We start from the raw sequence: 16,272 nt of genomic DNA on the forward strand, positions 1-16,272 counted from the left end.
GAATGGCAGTATTCTCGGCTATTGGCTGAAGTATACCCATACCCGGAAAGAGTTACTCCTTATTTGCCGCGTGGTAAGTCGCTTTACATCGGTAAGGGTAGGGATTTTACAGCACCGTGAAAAATCTCATAATTTTTATGAAATCACTGTACTCACTATGGGTAATGATAAATATCAATGATAGATAAAGTTATCTTATCGTTTGATTTACATCAAATTGCCTTTAGCTACAGACACTAAGGTGGCAGACATCGAAACGAGTATCAGAGGTGTCTATGAGTCACTCATCCGCCCCCGAAAGGGCTACTGGAGCTGTCATTACAGATTGGCGACCGGAAGATCCTGCGTTCTGGCAACAACGCGGTCAACGTATTGCCAGCCGCAACCTGTGGATTTCCGTTCCCTGTCTGCTGCTGGCGTTTTGCGTATGGATGTTATTCAGTGCTGTTGCGGTGAACTTACCGAAAGTCGGTTTTAATTTTACGACCGATCAGCTATTTATGTTGACGGCGCTGCCATCGGTTTCTGGCGCGTTGTTACGTGTTCCATACTCCTTTATGGTTCCTATCTTCGGTGGTCGTCGCTGGACGGCGTTCAGCACCGGTATTCTGATTATTCCTTGCGTCTGGCTGGGTTTTGCCGTGCAGGATACCTCCACGCCTTATAGCGTCTTCATCATCATCTCTCTGCTGTGCGGCTTTGCTGGCGCGAACTTCGCATCCAGTATGGCAAACATCAGCTTCTTCTTTCCGAAACAGAAGCAGGGTGGCGCGCTGGGTCTGAATGGTGGTCTGGGCAACATGGGCGTCAGCGTCATGCAGTTGGTTGCTCCGCTGGTGGTATCACTGTCGATTTTCGCAGTATTTGGTAGCCAGGGTGTCAAACAGCCGGATGGGACTGAGCTGTATCTGGCGAATGCGTCCTGGGTATGGGTGCCGTTCCTTGCCATCTTCACCATTGCGGCGTGGTTTGGCATGAACGATCTTGCTACCTCAAAAGCCTCCATCAAGGAGCAGTTGCCGGTACTCAAACGGGGTCATCTGTGGATTATGAGCCTGCTGTATCTGGCAACCTTCGGCTCCTTCATCGGCTTCTCCGCGGGCTTTGCGATGCTGTCAAAAACGCAGTTCCCGGATGTTCAGATTCTGCAATACGCTTTCTTCGGGCCGTTTATTGGTGCGCTGGCGCGTTCTGCAGGTGGTGCATTATCTGACCGTCTGGGCGGAACTCGTGTCACACTGGTGAACTTTATCCTGATGGCGATTTTCAGCGGCCTGCTGTTCCTGACCTTACCGACTGACGGACAGGGCGGAAGCTTTATGGCGTTCTTCGCAGTCTTCCTGGCGCTGTTCCTGACAGCTGGGCTGGGTAGTGGTTCCACTTTCCAGATGATTTCCGTGATCTTCCGTAAACTGACAATGGATCGCGTGAAAGCAGAAGGGGGTTCTGACGAACGTGCGATGCGTGAAGCGGCAACCGACACGGCGGCGGCGCTGGGTTTCATCTCTGCGATTGGCGCGATTGGTGGCTTCTTTATCCCGAAAGCGTTCGGTAGCTCGCTGGCATTAACGGGTTCGCCAGTCGGCGCAATGAAAGTATTTTTGATTTTCTATATCGCCTGCGTAGTGATTACCTGGGCGGTATATGGTCGGCATTCTAAAAAATAAATCTTAATATTTGATTATCCTTTGCGCGGCATGATGTCGCGCTTTTTTTATGCATCATTTAGTTACAACATACTAATGTTATATGGCTTATTTCGCCGGATTTCATTAAGAGCCATTAATATGTTACCCATGGGGAATACTCCTTAATACCCATCTGCATAAAATTCTTAATAGTTTAAATAACTACAGGTATAAAATGCCTTAATTTACAGTCTTTTATGCTGTAACTGTTAATTATCCTAAAGGGGTATCTTAGGAATTTACTTTATTTTTCATCCCCATCACTCTTGATCGTTATCAATTCCCACGCTGTTTCAGAGCGTTACCTTGCCCTTAAACATTAGCAATGTCGATTTATCAGAGGGCCGACAGGCTCCCACAGGAGAAAACCGATGAGTAAATTCCTGGACCGGTTTCGCTACTTCAAACAGAAGGGTGAAACCTTTGCCGATGGGCATGGCCAGCTTCTCAATACCAACCGTGACTGGGAGGATGGATATCGCCAGCGTTGGCAGCATGACAAAATCGTCCGCTCTACCCATGGGGTAAACTGCACCGGCTCCTGCAGCTGGAAAATCTACGTTAAAAACGGTCTGGTGACTTGGGAAACCCAGCAAACTGACTATCCGCGTACCCGTCCGGATCTGCCAAACCATGAACCTCGCGGCTGCCCGCGCGGTGCCAGCTACTCCTGGTATCTCTATAGCGCCAACCGTCTGAAATATCCGATGATGCGCAAACGCCTGATGAAAATGTGGCGTGAAGCGAAGGCGCAGCATAGCGATCCGGTTGAGGCATGGGCTTCTATCATTGAAGACGCCGATAAAGCGAAAAGCTTTAAGCAGGCGCGTGGACGCGGTGGTTTTGTTCGTTCTTCCTGGCAGGAAGTGAACGAACTGATCGCCGCCTCTAACGTATACACCATCAAAAACTACGGCCCGGACCGCGTCGCTGGCTTCTCGCCAATTCCGGCAATGTCGATGGTTTCTTACGCATCGGGTGCTCGCTATCTTTCGCTGATTGGCGGTACTTGCTTAAGCTTCTACGACTGGTACTGCGACCTGCCTCCTGCATCTCCACAAACCTGGGGTGAGCAGACTGACGTACCAGAATCCGCTGACTGGTACAACTCCAGCTACATCATCGCCTGGGGCTCTAACGTGCCGCAGACCCGTACCCCGGATGCTCACTTCTTTACTGAAGTGCGCTACAAAGGCACCAAAACCGTTGCCGTCACGCCGGACTACGCTGAAATCGCCAAACTGTGCGATCTGTGGCTGGCACCGAAACAGGGCACCGACGCAGCAATGGCGCTGGCGATGGGCCACGTGATGCTGCGTGAATTCCACCTCGACAACCCAAGCCAGTATTTCACCGACTATGTGCGTCGTTATACCGACATGCCAATGCTGGTGATGCTGGAAGAGCGCGACGGTTACTACGCTGCGGGTCGTATGCTGCGCGCTGCCGATCTGGTGGATGCGCTGGGCCAGGAAAACAATCCGGAATGGAAAACAGTCGCCTTTAATACCAATGGAGAAATGGTTGCACCGAACGGTTCTATTGGCTTCCGCTGGGGCGAGAAGGGCAAATGGAATCTTGAGCAGCGCGATGGCAAAACTGGCGAAGAAACCGAGCTGCAACTGAGCCTGCTGGGTAGCCAGGATGAGATCGCTGAGGTGGGCTTCCCATACTTTGGTGGCGACGGCACGGAACACTTCAACAAAGTGGAACTGGAAAACGTGCTGCTGCACAAGCTGCCGGTGAAACGCTTGCAACTGGCTGATGGCAGCACCGCACTGGTGACCACCGTTTATGATCTGACGCTGGCAAACTATGGTCTGGAGCGTGGCCTGAACGACGTTAACTGTGCAACCAGCTATGACGATGTGAAAGCTTACACCCCTGCGTGGGCCGAGCAGATTACCGGCGTTTCTCGCAGCCAGATTATTCGCATCGCCCGTGAATTTGCCGATAACGCTGATAAGACCCACGGTCGTTCAATGATCATCGTTGGTGCAGGTCTGAACCACTGGTATCACCTTGATATGAACTATCGCGGTCTGATCAACATGCTGATTTTCTGCGGCTGCGTCGGTCAGAGCGGTGGTGGCTGGGCGCACTATGTAGGTCAGGAAAAACTGCGTCCGCAAACCGGCTGGCAGCCGCTGGCGTTTGCTCTTGACTGGCAGCGTCCGGCGCGTCACATGAACAGCACCTCTTATTTCTATAACCACTCCAGCCAGTGGCGTTATGAAACCGTGACCGCAGAAGAGTTGTTGTCGCCGATGGCGGATAAATCCCGTTATACCGGACATCTGATCGACTTTAACGTCCGTGCAGAACGTATGGGCTGGCTGCCGTCTGCGCCGCAGTTAGGCACTAACCCGCTAACTATCGCTCGCGAAGCGGAAAAAGCGGGCATGAATCCGGTGGATTACACCGTGAAATCCCTGAAAGAGGGTTCTATCCGTTTTGCGGCAGAACAACCAGAAAACGGTAAAAACCACCCGCGTAACCTGTTCATCTGGCGTTCTAACCTGCTCGGTTCTTCCGGTAAAGGTCATGAGTTTATGCTCAAGTACCTGCTGGGGACGGAGCACGGTATCCAGGGTAAAGACCTGGGTCAGCAGGGCGGCGTGAAGCCGGAAGAAGTGGACTGGCAGGACAACGGTCTGGAAGGCAAGCTGGATCTGGTGGTGACGCTGGACTTCCGTCTGTCGAGCACCTGTCTCTATTCCGACATCATTTTGCCGACGGCGACATGGTACGAAAAAGACGACATGAATACTTCGGATATGCATCCGTTTATTCACCCGCTGTCTGCTGCGGTCGATCCGGCCTGGGAAGCGAAAAGCGACTGGGAAATCTACAAAGCCATCGCGAAGAAATTCTCCGAAGTGTGCGTTGGTCATCTGGGCAAAGAAACCGACATCGTTACGCTGCCGATCCAGCACGACTCTGCCGCTGAACTGGCGCAGCCGCTGGATGTGAAAGACTGGAAAAAAGGCGAATGCGACCTGATCCCAGGTAAAACTGCACCGCACATTATGGTCGTAGAGCGCGATTATCCGGCAACTTACGAACGCTTTACCTCTATCGGTCCGCTGATGGAGAAAATCGGTAACGGCGGTAAAGGGATTGCCTGGAACACCCAGAGCGAGATGGATCTGCTGCGTAAGCTCAACTACACCAAAGCGGAAGGTCCGGCAAAAGGCCAGCCGATGCTGAACACCGCAATTGATGCGGCAGAGATGATCCTGACGCTGGCACCGGAAACCAATGGTCAGGTAGCCGTGAAAGCCTGGGCTGCCCTGAGCGAGTTTACCGGTCGTGACCATACGCATCTGGCGCTGAATAAAGAAGACGAGAAGATCCGCTTCCGTGACATTCAGGCGCAGCCGCGCAAAATCATCTCCAGCCCGACCTGGTCTGGCCTTGAAGATGAACACGTTTCTTACAACGCCGGTTACACCAACGTTCACGAGCTGATCCCGTGGCGTACGCTCTCTGGCCGTCAGCAGCTGTATCAGGATCATCAGTGGATGCGTGATTTCGGTGAAAGCCTGCTGGTTTATCGTCCGCCGATCGACACCCGTTCGGTGAAAGAAGTGATGGGTCAGAAATCTAACGGTAATCCGGAAAAAGCGCTCAACTTCCTGACACCGCACCAGAAATGGGGTATCCACTCCACCTACAGCGACAACCTGCTGATGCTGACTTTAGGTCGCGGTGGTCCGGTGGTCTGGTTGAGTGAAGCCGATGCCAAAGAGCTGGGTATCGCCGATAACGACTGGATTGAAGTCTTCAACAGCAACGGTGCACTGACTGCCCGTGCAGTTGTCAGCCAGCGTGTTCCGGCAGGGATGACCATGATGTACCACGCGCAGGAACGTATCGTTAACCTGCCGGGTTCAGAAATCACCAGCCAGCGCGGTGGTATTCATAACTCGGTCACCCGTATCACGCCGAAACCGACGCATATGATCGGCGGCTATGCCCATCTGGCATACGGCTTTAACTACTACGGCACTGTAGGTTCTAACCGCGATGAATTTGTTGTAGTGCGTAAGATGAAGAACATTGACTGGTTAGATGGCGAAGGCAATGACCAGGTACAGGAGAGCGTAAAATGAAAATTCGTTCACAAGTCGGCATGGTGCTGAATCTGGATAAGTGCATCGGTTGCCACACCTGTTCAGTGACCTGTAAAAACGTCTGGACCAGCCGTGAAGGCGTGGAATACGCGTGGTTCAACAACGTGGAAACCAAGCCGGGCCAGGGCTTCCCGACAGACTGGGAAAACCAGGAAAAATACAAAGGCGGCTGGATCCGTAAAATCAATGGCAAACTGCAACCGCGCATGGGTAACCGCGCCATGCTGCTGGGTAAAATCTTCGCTAACCCGCATCTGCCGGGGATCGACGATTATTACGAGCCGTTCGATTTTGACTATCAGAACCTGCATACCGCGCCGGAAGGCAGCAAATCGCAGCCGATTGCCCGTCCACGTTCGCTGATTACCGGCGAACGGATGGCGAAAATCGAAAAAGGACCGAACTGGGAAGATGACCTGGGCGGTGAGTTTGACAAACTGGCGAAAGACAAGAACTTCGACAACATCCAGAAGGCGATGTATAGCCAGTTCGAGAACACCTTCATGATGTATTTGCCACGCCTGTGCGAACACTGCCTGAACCCGGCATGTGTGGCGACCTGTCCAAGCGGGGCTATCTACAAACGTGAAGAAGATGGCATCGTCCTGATCGACCAGGACAAATGCCGTGGCTGGCGTATGTGCATCACCGGATGCCCGTACAAAAAAATCTACTTCAACTGGAAGAGCGGTAAGTCTGAGAAGTGCATCTTCTGCTATCCGCGTATTGAAGCGGGTCAGCCGACAGTATGTTCAGAAACCTGTGTCGGCCGTATCCGTTATCTTGGCGTGCTGCTGTACGATGCCGACGCCATTGAACGTGCAGCCAGCACCGAGAACGAGAAAGATCTCTACCAGCGTCAGCTGGAAGTGTTCCTCGATCCGAACGATCCGAAGGTCATCGAGCAGGCGATTAAAGACGGTATTCCGCTGAGCGTTATTGAAGCCGCACAGCAGTCGCCGGTTTATAAAATGGCGATGGAATGGAAACTGGCGCTGCCGCTGCATCCGGAATATCGCACACTGCCGATGGTCTGGTACGTGCCGCCTCTGTCGCCGATTCAGTCTGCGGCAGATGCGGGCGAGCTGGGCAGCAACGGTATTTTGCCAGACGTCGAAAGCCTGCGTATCCCGGTACAGTATCTGGCGAATCTGCTGACCGCCGGTGATACCAAACCGGTACTGCGCGCGCTGAAACGTATGCTGGCGATGCGTCATTACAAACGTGCTGAAACCGTTGACGGTAAAGTTGATACCCGTGCGCTGGAAGAGGTCGGTCTGACCGAAGCTCAGGCACAGGAGATGTACCGTTATCTGGCGATTGCCAACTATGAAGATCGCTTTGTAGTGCCGAGCAGTCATCGTGAACTGGCGCGGGAAGCCTTCCCGGAGAAAAATGGCTGCGGCTTTACCTTTGGTGACGGCTGCCACGGTTCAGATACCAAATTCAATCTGTTCAACAGCCGCCGTATCGATGCCATCGACGTGACCAGTAAAACGGAGCCGCACCCATGATCGAACTTGTGATTGTATCGCGTCTCCTTGAATATCCGGATGCTGCCTTATGGCAGCATCAACAAGAGATGTTTGAGGCGATTGCTGCGTCGGAAAATCTGTCGAAAGAGGATGCCCATGCGCTGGGCATTTTCCTGCGCGATTTAACAGCGCTGGATCCGCTGGATGCTCAGGCCCAGTACAGCGAACTGTTCGACCGTGGTCGCGCCACGTCGTTGCTGCTGTTTGAGCATGTTCACGGTGAATCCCGCGATCGCGGCCAGGCAATGGTTGACTTGTTGGCACAGTATGAGCAGCACGGTTTGCAATTGAACAGCCGCGAATTACCGGATCATCTGCCGCTGTATCTGGAGTACCTGGCGCAGTTGCCGCAAAGCGAAGCCGTGGAAGGTTTGAAAGACATCGCGCCGATCCTGGCGTTGCTGAGCGCACGTCTGCAACAGCGTGAAAGCCGTTATGCCGTGCTGTTTGATCTGCTGCTGAAACTGGCGAATACCGCTATCGACAGCGACAAAGTGGCGGAAAAAATTGCCGACGAAGCGCGCGACGATACGCCACAGGCGCTGGATGCTGTCTGGGAAGAAGAGCAGGTTAAGTTCTTTGCTGACAAAGGTTGCGGTGATTCAGCAATCACTGCTCATCAGCGTCGCTTTGCCGGTGCCGTCGCGCCGCAATATCTGAATATCACCACCGGAGGACAGCACTAATGCAATTCCTGAATATGTTCTTCTTTGATATCTACCCGTACATAGCCGGGGCCGTCTTCCTGATTGGTAGCTGGCTGCGCTATGACTACGGGCAGTACACCTGGCGCGCGGCATCCAGCCAGATGCTGGATCGCAAAGGGATGAACCTGGCGTCGAACCTGTTCCATATCGGTATTCTGGGGATTTTTGTCGGCCACTTCTTCGGTATGCTGACGCCGCACTGGATGTATGAAGCGTGGTTGCCAATTGAAGTTAAACAGAAAATGGCGATGATTGCTGGTGGTGCCAGCGGCGTGCTGTGTCTGATTGGCGGCGTGCTGTTGCTAAAACGCCGCCTGTTCAGCCCGCGCGTGCGTGCAACGACTACCGGAGCGGACATCCTGATCCTGTCGCTGCTGGTTATCCAGTGCGCACTGGGCCTGCTGACCATTCCATTCTCCGCCCAGCATATGGACGGTAGCGAGATGATGAAACTGGTTGGCTGGGCGCAGTCGGTGGTGACCTTCCATGGTGGCGCTTCTCAACATCTTGATGGTGTGGCGTTTATCTTCCGTCTGCACCTGGTGCTGGGGATGACGTTATTCCTGCTGTTCCCGTTCTCGCGTCTGGTGCACATCTGGAGCGTACCAGTGGAGTATCTGACACGTAAGTATCAGCTGGTGCGCGCTCGCCACTAAGTGAATTTTAGTTCACACAGACCCTGCTTCGGCGGGGTTTTTTTATGGGTACGCTGCGGAGTGATTCGCTTATCTGACCTACAGGGGAGGATATTGTAGGTCCGGTAAACGCGGTGCCACGGGGCAAATTAGCTTGAAGTAACAGGTTTTGAGTATTTAAGGGTGTGATGGTGGTGGGGAAGGATTACTCAGCGCTGCGCGCTTCGCCCTACGGGTCGTTGCCTGCGGCAACGCTCTCTCGCTGGCGCTCGGGGCGAACCTTGGTCGAAGTTTCTCATCCTTCCCCGCATGGGCAGAATATTCAATTGTGGATTTGTTGGGGATTTCAGGAACTTTTGAAAGTGATGGTGGTGGGGGAAGGATTACTCAGCGCTGCGCGCTTCGCCCTACGGGTCGTTGCCTGCGGCAACGCTCTCTCGCTGGCGCTCGGGGCGAACCTTGGTCGAAGTTTCTCATCCTTCCCCGCATGGGCAGAATATTCAATTGTGGATTTGTTGGGGATTTCAGGAACTTTTGAAAGTGATGGTGGTGGGGGAAGGATTACTCAGCGCTGCGCGCTTCGCCCTACGGGTCGTTGCCTGCGGCAACGCTCTCTCGCTGGCGCTCGAGTCGAACCTTAGTCGAAGCTTCTCATCCTTCCCCGCATGGGCAGAATATTCAGTTACGGATTCGTTGGAGAATACAGGGGTTTTTGAAAGTGATGGTGGTGGGGGAAGGATTCGAACCTTCGAAGTCGATGACGGCAGATTTACAGTCTGCTCCCTTTGGCCGCTCGGGAACCCCACCACGGGGTAATGCTTTTTACTGGCCTGCTCCCTTGTGGGGAAGCGGGGCGCATCATATCAAATGACACGCCGCTGTAAAGGGTTACGTTGAGAAAAATGAACTGGTTGCGTAATTTTCATCCGTAACGGATTAAAGGCAACCAGTTCTATTTTGCTGGCGATTAAAGAATAATCGTCCGGTTACCGTAAACAAATACACGCTGCGCCAGCACTTTGTAAAGCGCGCGGCTTAAGACGTTTTTCTCGACATCACGACCTGCACGCATCATATCTTCAGCCGTGTATGTATGATCGACATGAATAACGTCCTGCATGATGATTGGGCCTTCATCCAGATTGTCATTCACATAGTGAGCGGTTGCACCAATAATCTTCACGCCACGCTCATAGGCCTGGTGATAGGGACGTGCACCGATAAACGCTGGCAGGAATGAATGGTGAATATTGATAATTTTATTCGGGAAGCGTGCTACGAACTCTGGCGTTAATACCCGCATATACTTCGCCAGCACCACGTAGTCAGGCTGATAAGCATCAATGGCATCCGCCATCTTTTGATCGTGCTCGTTGCGACTTAATCCTTCATGACTTACCAGCTCAAACGGAATATCAAAACGCTCAACCAGAGAACGTAAAGTATCGTGGTTACCAATAACTGCCGCGATTTCGACATCCAGGCCGCCGTAATTGGCTTTCATCAACAAATCGCCAAGGCAATGCGCCTCTTTAGTGACCAGAATCACTATCCGGCGACGACCGGCAGGATTCAGCTCACGTACGGAGCCTTCTGGCAATGCGCTGTCGAGATCCGCCAGCAGGGTGGAATCATTAAAAATTCCTTCCAGTTCCGTGCGCATAAAAAAGCGCCCGGTACGGTGATCAACAAATTCATTGTTCTGCACGATATTTAACTCGTGCTTGTAGCAAATATTAGTAATACGGGCGATCAGACCTTTTTGGTCCGGACAAATAGTACGCAGAACTTTACGTTGGAGTGAATGCATTGCTGGAAAAACCTTGTTGAGAGTGTTTGCTTAACCGTACCGTCAACCATTATTGGCCGCAGCACTTTTTAAATTTTTTACCTGAACCACAAGGGCAGGGATCGTTGCGGCCAAACTGCGGACGTGTACCGTCAATATAGTACCATTGACCGTTTTCTTTCAAAAATCGCGAACGTTCAATTATTGCACCTGTTTTGCCACCTTCGGTAAATCGAGCAACAAAACTGACAAATCCGATATTGTCGCCGTCCTGCCAACAATGTTCAAATACGGTCAATCCCAACCATTCAGTATGCGCAAATCCGGCAATCAATTCGGCACGTAACGCCGCCGCTCCACAAGATGGATGCCAGGTCTTTATTAAATAATCTGCGTCTTGCATCACAAAAGCGCAGTAACGCGAACGCATGAGATGTTCTGGATCAGGTGCAACCTTTTCACCAGACACATAAGGGTGGCAACATAGGCTATACTCGACAGCACTACCACAGGGACAAAGCTGAGACACAAATAATCTCCCTGGAAACAATAACGGCGTATTAACCGCCTGAGTAGCACTATGTTAACCGAGCAGTAGCGATGTTGCTACGATTGCATTCCAGGGGAATCTTGCGGGAATAATGAGAAAGATAAAAATAGGGCTGGCGCTGGGATCTGGCGCGGCGAGAGGTTGGTCGCATATTGGCGTTATTAATGCGCTAAAAAAAGTGGGTATTGAAATTGATATCGTTGCAGGATGCTCAATTGGTTCGCTGGTGGGCGCGGCCTATGCATGCGATCGATTATCTGCGCTGGAAGATTGGGTAACCTCTTTCAGTTATTGGGATGTTTTACGCCTGATGGATCTCTCCTGGCAGCGCGGTGGGTTACTGCGCGGCGAGCGTGTCTTCAATCAATATCGCGAAATAATGCCGGAAACAGAGATCGAAAATTGTTCCCGTCGCTTCGCGGCTGTTGCCACCAATTTAAGTACTGGGCGCGAATTATGGTTTACTGAAGGCGATCTCCATCTTGCTATTCGTGCATCATGCAGTATTCCAGGACTAATGGCACCCGTTGCGCATAACGGCTACTGGCTGGTTGATGGGGCAGTAGTTAACCCAATTCCTATTTCGCTCACGCGTGCATTGGGTGCTGATATTGTGATAGCGGTCGACCTGCAGCACGATGCTCATTTGATGCAACAAGATCTGCTCTCCTTTAATGTCAGTGAAGAAAATAGCGAGAATGGTGATTCTCTGCCGTGGCATGCGCGTCTGAAAGAAAGGTTGGGCAGCATAACGACACGTCGGGCGGTGACAGCGCCAACGGCAACAGAGATTATGACCACTTCTATCCAGGTGCTGGAGAACCGCCTTAAAAGGAACCGCATGGCAGGTGATCCGCCCGATATTCTGATTCAACCTGTTTGCCCGCAAATATCTACGCTTGATTTCCATCGCGCGCACGCTGCCATTGCGGCTGGGCAGCTGGCAGTGGAAAAGAAAATGGACGAACTTTTGCCGTTGGTACGCACCAACATTTGACCAGAATTTTTATCTACACTTAAGTTAATTCTGACAGGCGCAGGTGGCAATAGCATGCCACTATTGAGTAAAGCCAGTCAGGGGAGAGAACATGACGCAGCCATTGGTCGGAAAACAGATTCTCATTGTTGAAGATGAGCAGGTATTTCGCTCGCTTCTGGATTCGTGGTTTTCCTCATTGGGAGCGACAACGGTACTGGCGGCTGATGGGGTGGATGCCCTTGAGTTGCTGGGAGGTTTCACTCCAGACCTGATGATATGTGATATCGCGATGCCACGAATGAACGGGCTTAAACTGCTGGAACATATACGCAACAGAGGTGACCAGACACCGGTTCTGGTGATATCTGCCACTGAAAATATGGCAGATATTGCCAAAGCGTTACGTCTGGGCGTTGAAGATGTTTTGCTGAAACCAGTTAAAGATCTGAATCGCTTGCGCGAGATGGTTTTTGCCTGTCTCTATCCCAGCATGTTTAATTCCCGCGTTGAGGAAGAGGAGAGGCTTTTTCGCGACTGGGATGCAATGGTTGATAACCCTGCCGCAGCGGCGAAATTATTACAGGAATTGCAACCGCCGGTTCAGCAGGTGATTTCCCATTGCCGGGTTAATTATCGTCAATTGGTTGCCGCGGACAAACCCGGCCTGGTGCTTGATATTGCCGCACTTTCGGAAAACGATCTTGCATTTTATTGCCTTGATGTCACCAGAGCTGGACATAATGGCGTACTTGCTGCCTTGTTATTACGCGCATTGTTTAACGGATTATTACAGGAACAGCTTGCACATCAAAATCAACGGTTGCCAGAGTTGGGCGCGTTATTGAAGCAGGTAAACCATTTACTCCGTCAGGCCAATCTGCCGGGGCAGTTTCCGCTATTAGTTGGCTATTATCATCGCGAACTGAAAAATCTCATTCTGGTTTCTGCGGGTCTGAATGCGACGTTAAATACTGGCGAACACCAGGTGCAAATCAGTAATGGTGTTCCGTTAGGCACTTTAGGTAACGCTTATTTGAATCAATTGAGCCAGCGATGCGATGCCTGGCAATGCCAAATATGGGGAACCGGTGGTCGGCTTCGCTTGATGTTGTCTGCAGAATGAGCAAACGATAACGCGGGCTAAATTTGCATTACCTGCTAATGTCGGCTGGTGGTACTATCGTCGCCATTCGTATAAGTAATTGTCTTAATTATGCTAACTCGCCTCCTTTTCAGAACTTAGCCCCTTCGGGGTGCTGATATACTGGGATGCGATACAGAAATATGAACACGTTCAAAACACGAACAGTCCAGGAGAATTTAAATGGCTGCCATTAATACGAAAGTCAAAAAAGCCGTTATCCCCGTTGCGGGATTAGGAACCAGGATGTTGCCGGCGACGAAAGCCATCCCGAAAGAGATGCTGCCACTTGTCGATAAGCCATTAATTCAATACGTCGTGAATGAATGTATTGCGGCTGGCATTACTGAAATTGTGCTGGTTACTCACTCATCTAAAAACTCTATTGAAAACCACTTTGATACCAGTTTTGAACTGGAAGCAATGCTGGAAAAACGTGTAAAACGTCAACTTCTTGATGAAGTGCAGTCTATTTGTCCGCCGCACGTGACTATTATGCAAGTTCGTCAGGGGCTGGCGAAAGGCCTGGGACACGCGGTATTGTGTGCTCACCCGGTAGTGGGTGATGAACCTGTGGCTGTTATTTTGCCTGACGTTATTCTGGATGAATATGAATCCGATTTGTCACAGGATAACCTGGCAGAGATGATCCGCCGCTTTGATGAAACGGGTCATAGCCAGATCATGGTTGAACCGGTTGCTGATGTGACCGCATATGGCGTTGTGGATTGCAAAGGCGTTGAATTAGCGCCGGGTGAAAGCGTACCGATGGTTGGCGTGGTTGAAAAACCAAAAGCGGATGTTGCGCCGTCTAATCTCGCTATTGTGGGTCGTTACGTTCTTAGCGCGGATATTTGGCCGTTGCTGGCAAAAACCCCTCCGGGTGCTGGTGATGAAATTCAGCTCACCGACGCAATTGATATGCTGATCGAAAAAGAAACGGTGGAAGCCTATCATATGAAAGGGAAGAGCCATGACTGCGGTAATAAATTAGGTTACATGCAGGCCTTCGTTGAATACGGTATTCGTCATAACACCCTTGGCACGGAATTTAAAGCCTGGCTTGAAGAAGAGATGGGCATTAAGAAGTAACTTCCGTATCGGTGTTATCCACGAAACGGCGTTGAGCAATCGACGCCGTTTTTTTATAGCTTATTCTTATTAAATTGTCTTAAACCGGACAATAAAAAATCCCGCCAATGGCGGGATTTTAAGCAAGTGTCATCTACAAAAGATTATTGCTTGATCAGGAAATCGTCGAGGGATTTACCTTGCTCATCCATTGCTTTTTTGATTACAGCTGGAGTACGACCCTGGCCAGTCCAGGTTTTAGTTTCGCCGTTTTCGTCAACGTAGCTGTATTTTGCCGGACGCTGAGCGCGTTTAGCTTTGGTGCCAGATTTAACGGCAGCAAGGCTATTCAGCAGTTCGTTCGGGTCAATACCGTCAGCGATCAGCATTTCGCGATATTGTTGCAGTTTACGAGTGCGCTCTTCAACTTCAGCAGCAGCCGCGCTTTCTTCTTCGCGACGTTCGTTAACAACAACTTCTAATTTTTCCAGCATTTCTTCCAGCGTTTCAAGTGTACATTCTCTTGCCTGCGCACGAAGAGTACGGATGTTGTTCAGAATTTTAAGTGCTTCGCTCATTGTAGTAATCTCAAACTTATATTGGGGTGGTTTGTTGAGGTAATAATAGAGCCTTAAATTCAGTTGTGCAATAGCCAGGAATGTAAGGAATTCAAAATTGTTCTTTATTTTGTGCCGCCAATAAATATCTTTTCATAAAATTAGCCAGAAAAGACGCGGCATATAGCCCTATTTGCGCCGATGATTTCGCAGCACGTGAGGTTAAAACTTCCTGATTCATGTCACATTTTATGGGGAGATTATCGTAGGCTGACGACCTTTCAGTCTTCTGTATTAGTCGTGTTTACGAGAATTCCCTATTAAGCGAATGATGAAAAGTAGAACAGTCGCAATAAGAGCAGGGACTTAGTATTGCACTATCTCCAGGAGGTCAACAGAGGGCTATTACTTGCGCAACAGGTTAAAGATTGTGAATAGTTACCAGCAGTCATTTACCCGCTTATAACAAGCGAGGCAGTTGTAATGATAGCTCAGAAGGATTATGCAAGGCTTCGTAAGGGAGAACGCATATACCACTTCTATGCATACTGTTGAGCTGAAAAACTGACGAATTATGATAAACTCCAGCCAACTTTAATTCATATCATTGAGGGCCTGTGGCTGATGGCACAGCTATATTTCTACTATTCCGCAATGAATGCGGGTAAGTCTACAGCATTGTTGCAATCTTCATACAATTACCAGGAACGCGGCATGCGCACTGTCGTATATACGGCAGAAATTGATGATCGCTTTGGTGCCGGGAAAGTCAGCTCGCGTATAGGTTTGTCATCGCCTGCAAAATTATTTAACCAAAATTCATCATTATTTGATGAGATTCGTGCGGAACATGAACAGCAGGCAATTCATTGCGTACTGGTTGATGAATGCCAGTTTTTAACCAGACAACAAGTATATGAATTATCGGAGGTTGTAGATCAACTCGATATACCCGTACTTTGTTATGGTTTACGTACCGATTTTCGAGGTGAATTATTTATTGGCAGCCAATACTTACTGGCATGGTCCGACAAACTGGTTGAATTAAAAACCATCTGTTTTTGTGGCCGTAAAGCAAGCATGGTGCTGCGTCTTGATCAAGCAGGCAGACCTTATAACGAAGGTGAGCAGGTGGTTATTGGTGGTAATGAACGCTACGTTTCTGTATGCCGCAAACACTATAAAGAGGCGTTAGAAGTCGGCTCATTAACGGCTATTCAGGAAAGGCATCGCCACGATTAATAAGAATTTCTTTACTGACAGGGTGAGCAGGGCGCTTTTATCCTGTCAGTTCATTTTACGCACTTCATCCGGTGTATATACCCTTCTCGACAGTTCTTTAACGCCACTATACCCCTCACAGATCGCTTTTACAGTGACGTTGACTTGTGACCTGTAAAGTACAATATCGCTGTGTGTAGGCGTTATACATCGCCGTAAATATGATGAAGGCAAATGCTGTCGGTTTATGGGAAAGTTGCTTT

At 50.4% G+C, this 16,272-nt stretch carries 12 protein-coding genes, 1 tRNA gene and 3 other RNA genes; 9 read left to right on the forward strand and 7 right to left on the reverse strand.

Going from position 1 to position 16,272, the window contains the following annotated elements; translation table 11 throughout:
• Positions 1-275 precede the first annotated feature (275 nt).
• The 5 genes from narK (at position 276) to narI (ending at position 8,722) form a co-directional block, all read left to right on the forward strand.
• Positions 276-1,667 (forward strand): nitrate transporter NarK, encoded by a 1,392-nt coding sequence (gene narK, locus BEB54_RS06515; RefSeq protein WP_000019836.1) that lies wholly within the window; start codon positions 276-278, stop codon positions 1,665-1,667.
• A gap of 392 nt (positions 1,668-2,059) precedes the next feature.
• On the forward strand, positions 2,060-5,803 hold the full coding sequence (locus BEB54_RS06520; RefSeq protein WP_000032985.1) for a nitrate reductase subunit alpha: 3,744 nt from the start codon (positions 2,060-2,062) through the stop codon (positions 5,801-5,803).
• A complete protein-coding gene (gene narH / locus BEB54_RS06525) occupies positions 5,800-7,338 on the forward strand; it encodes a nitrate reductase subunit beta (RefSeq protein WP_000702660.1) in 1,539 nt (512 codons plus the stop codon). Before BEB54_RS06520 ends, narH begins: the two co-directional genes overlap by 4 nt.
• Positions 7,335-8,045 carry a nitrate reductase molybdenum cofactor assembly chaperone gene (narJ, locus tag BEB54_RS06530; protein ID WP_000571676.1) on the forward strand — a complete coding sequence of 237 codons (711 nt, stop codon included), beginning with the start codon at positions 7,335-7,337 and terminating at the stop codon, positions 8,043-8,045. Before narH ends, narJ begins: the two co-directional genes overlap by 4 nt.
• Entirely contained in the window at positions 8,045-8,722 is a 678-nt protein-coding gene (gene narI / locus BEB54_RS06535; RefSeq protein ID WP_001160117.1) for a respiratory nitrate reductase subunit gamma, read from the forward strand. Before narJ ends, narI begins: the two co-directional genes overlap by 1 nt.
• Positions 8,723-8,890: 168 nt before the next feature.
• On the opposite strand, the gene BEB54_RS06540 is transcribed toward narI, so the two are convergent.
• From BEB54_RS06540 to BEB54_RS06565, 6 genes are all read right to left on the reverse strand, one after another.
• Positions 8,891-9,021, reverse strand: a non-coding RNA gene (locus BEB54_RS06540) — RtT sRNA.
• Positions 9,022-9,067: 46 nt separating this feature from the next.
• A non-coding RNA gene (locus tag BEB54_RS06545) (RtT sRNA) lies at positions 9,068-9,199 on the reverse strand.
• Between the two features lie 46 nt (positions 9,200-9,245).
• Positions 9,246-9,377, reverse strand: a non-coding RNA gene (locus BEB54_RS06550) — RtT sRNA.
• 46 nt (positions 9,378-9,423) lie between these two features.
• Positions 9,424-9,508 (reverse strand) — tRNA-Tyr (locus BEB54_RS06555).
• A gap of 160 nt (positions 9,509-9,668) precedes the next feature.
• Positions 9,669-10,511 carry a formyltetrahydrofolate deformylase gene (purU, locus tag BEB54_RS06560; RefSeq protein WP_000555849.1) on the reverse strand — a complete coding sequence of 281 codons (843 nt, stop codon included), beginning with the start codon at positions 10,509-10,511 and terminating at the stop codon, positions 9,669-9,671.
• 49 nt (positions 10,512-10,560) lie between these two features.
• Entirely contained in the window at positions 10,561-11,019 is a 459-nt protein-coding gene (locus BEB54_RS06565) for a YchJ family protein (RefSeq protein WP_001602321.1), read from the reverse strand.
• 112 nt (positions 11,020-11,131) lie between these two features.
• On the opposite strand from BEB54_RS06565, the gene rssA reads away from it, so the two are divergent.
• From rssA to galU, 3 genes are all read left to right on the forward strand, one after another.
• Positions 11,132-12,037, forward strand: a complete 906-nt coding sequence (gene rssA, locus BEB54_RS06570) for a patatin-like phospholipase RssA (protein WP_001226476.1) — start codon at positions 11,132-11,134, stop codon at positions 12,035-12,037.
• A gap of 91 nt (positions 12,038-12,128) precedes the next feature.
• Positions 12,129-13,142, forward strand: a complete 1,014-nt coding sequence (gene rssB, locus BEB54_RS06575; RefSeq protein ID WP_000193447.1) for a two-component system response regulator RssB — start codon at positions 12,129-12,131, stop codon at positions 13,140-13,142.
• Between the two features lie 201 nt (positions 13,143-13,343).
• Positions 13,344-14,252 carry a UTP--glucose-1-phosphate uridylyltransferase GalU gene (gene galU, locus BEB54_RS06580; RefSeq protein WP_000718995.1) on the forward strand — a complete coding sequence of 303 codons (909 nt, stop codon included), beginning with the start codon at positions 13,344-13,346 and terminating at the stop codon, positions 14,250-14,252.
• Positions 14,253-14,395: 143 nt separating this feature from the next.
• On the opposite strand, the gene hns is transcribed toward galU, so the two are convergent.
• Positions 14,396-14,809 (reverse strand): histone-like nucleoid-structuring protein H-NS, encoded by a 414-nt coding sequence (gene hns, locus BEB54_RS06585; protein WP_001287378.1) that lies wholly within the window; start codon positions 14,807-14,809, stop codon positions 14,396-14,398.
• A gap of 603 nt (positions 14,810-15,412) precedes the next feature.
• Here hns and tdk point away from each other — a divergent pair.
• Entirely contained in the window at positions 15,413-16,030 is a 618-nt protein-coding gene (gene tdk / locus BEB54_RS06590) for a thymidine kinase (RefSeq protein WP_000068076.1), read from the forward strand.
• Positions 16,031-16,272: the final 242 nt, after the last annotated feature.

Source organism: Escherichia sp. MOD1-EC6021, assembly GCF_002965245.1.
Lineage (GTDB): Bacteria > Pseudomonadota > Gammaproteobacteria > Enterobacterales > Enterobacteriaceae > Escherichia > Escherichia coli_F.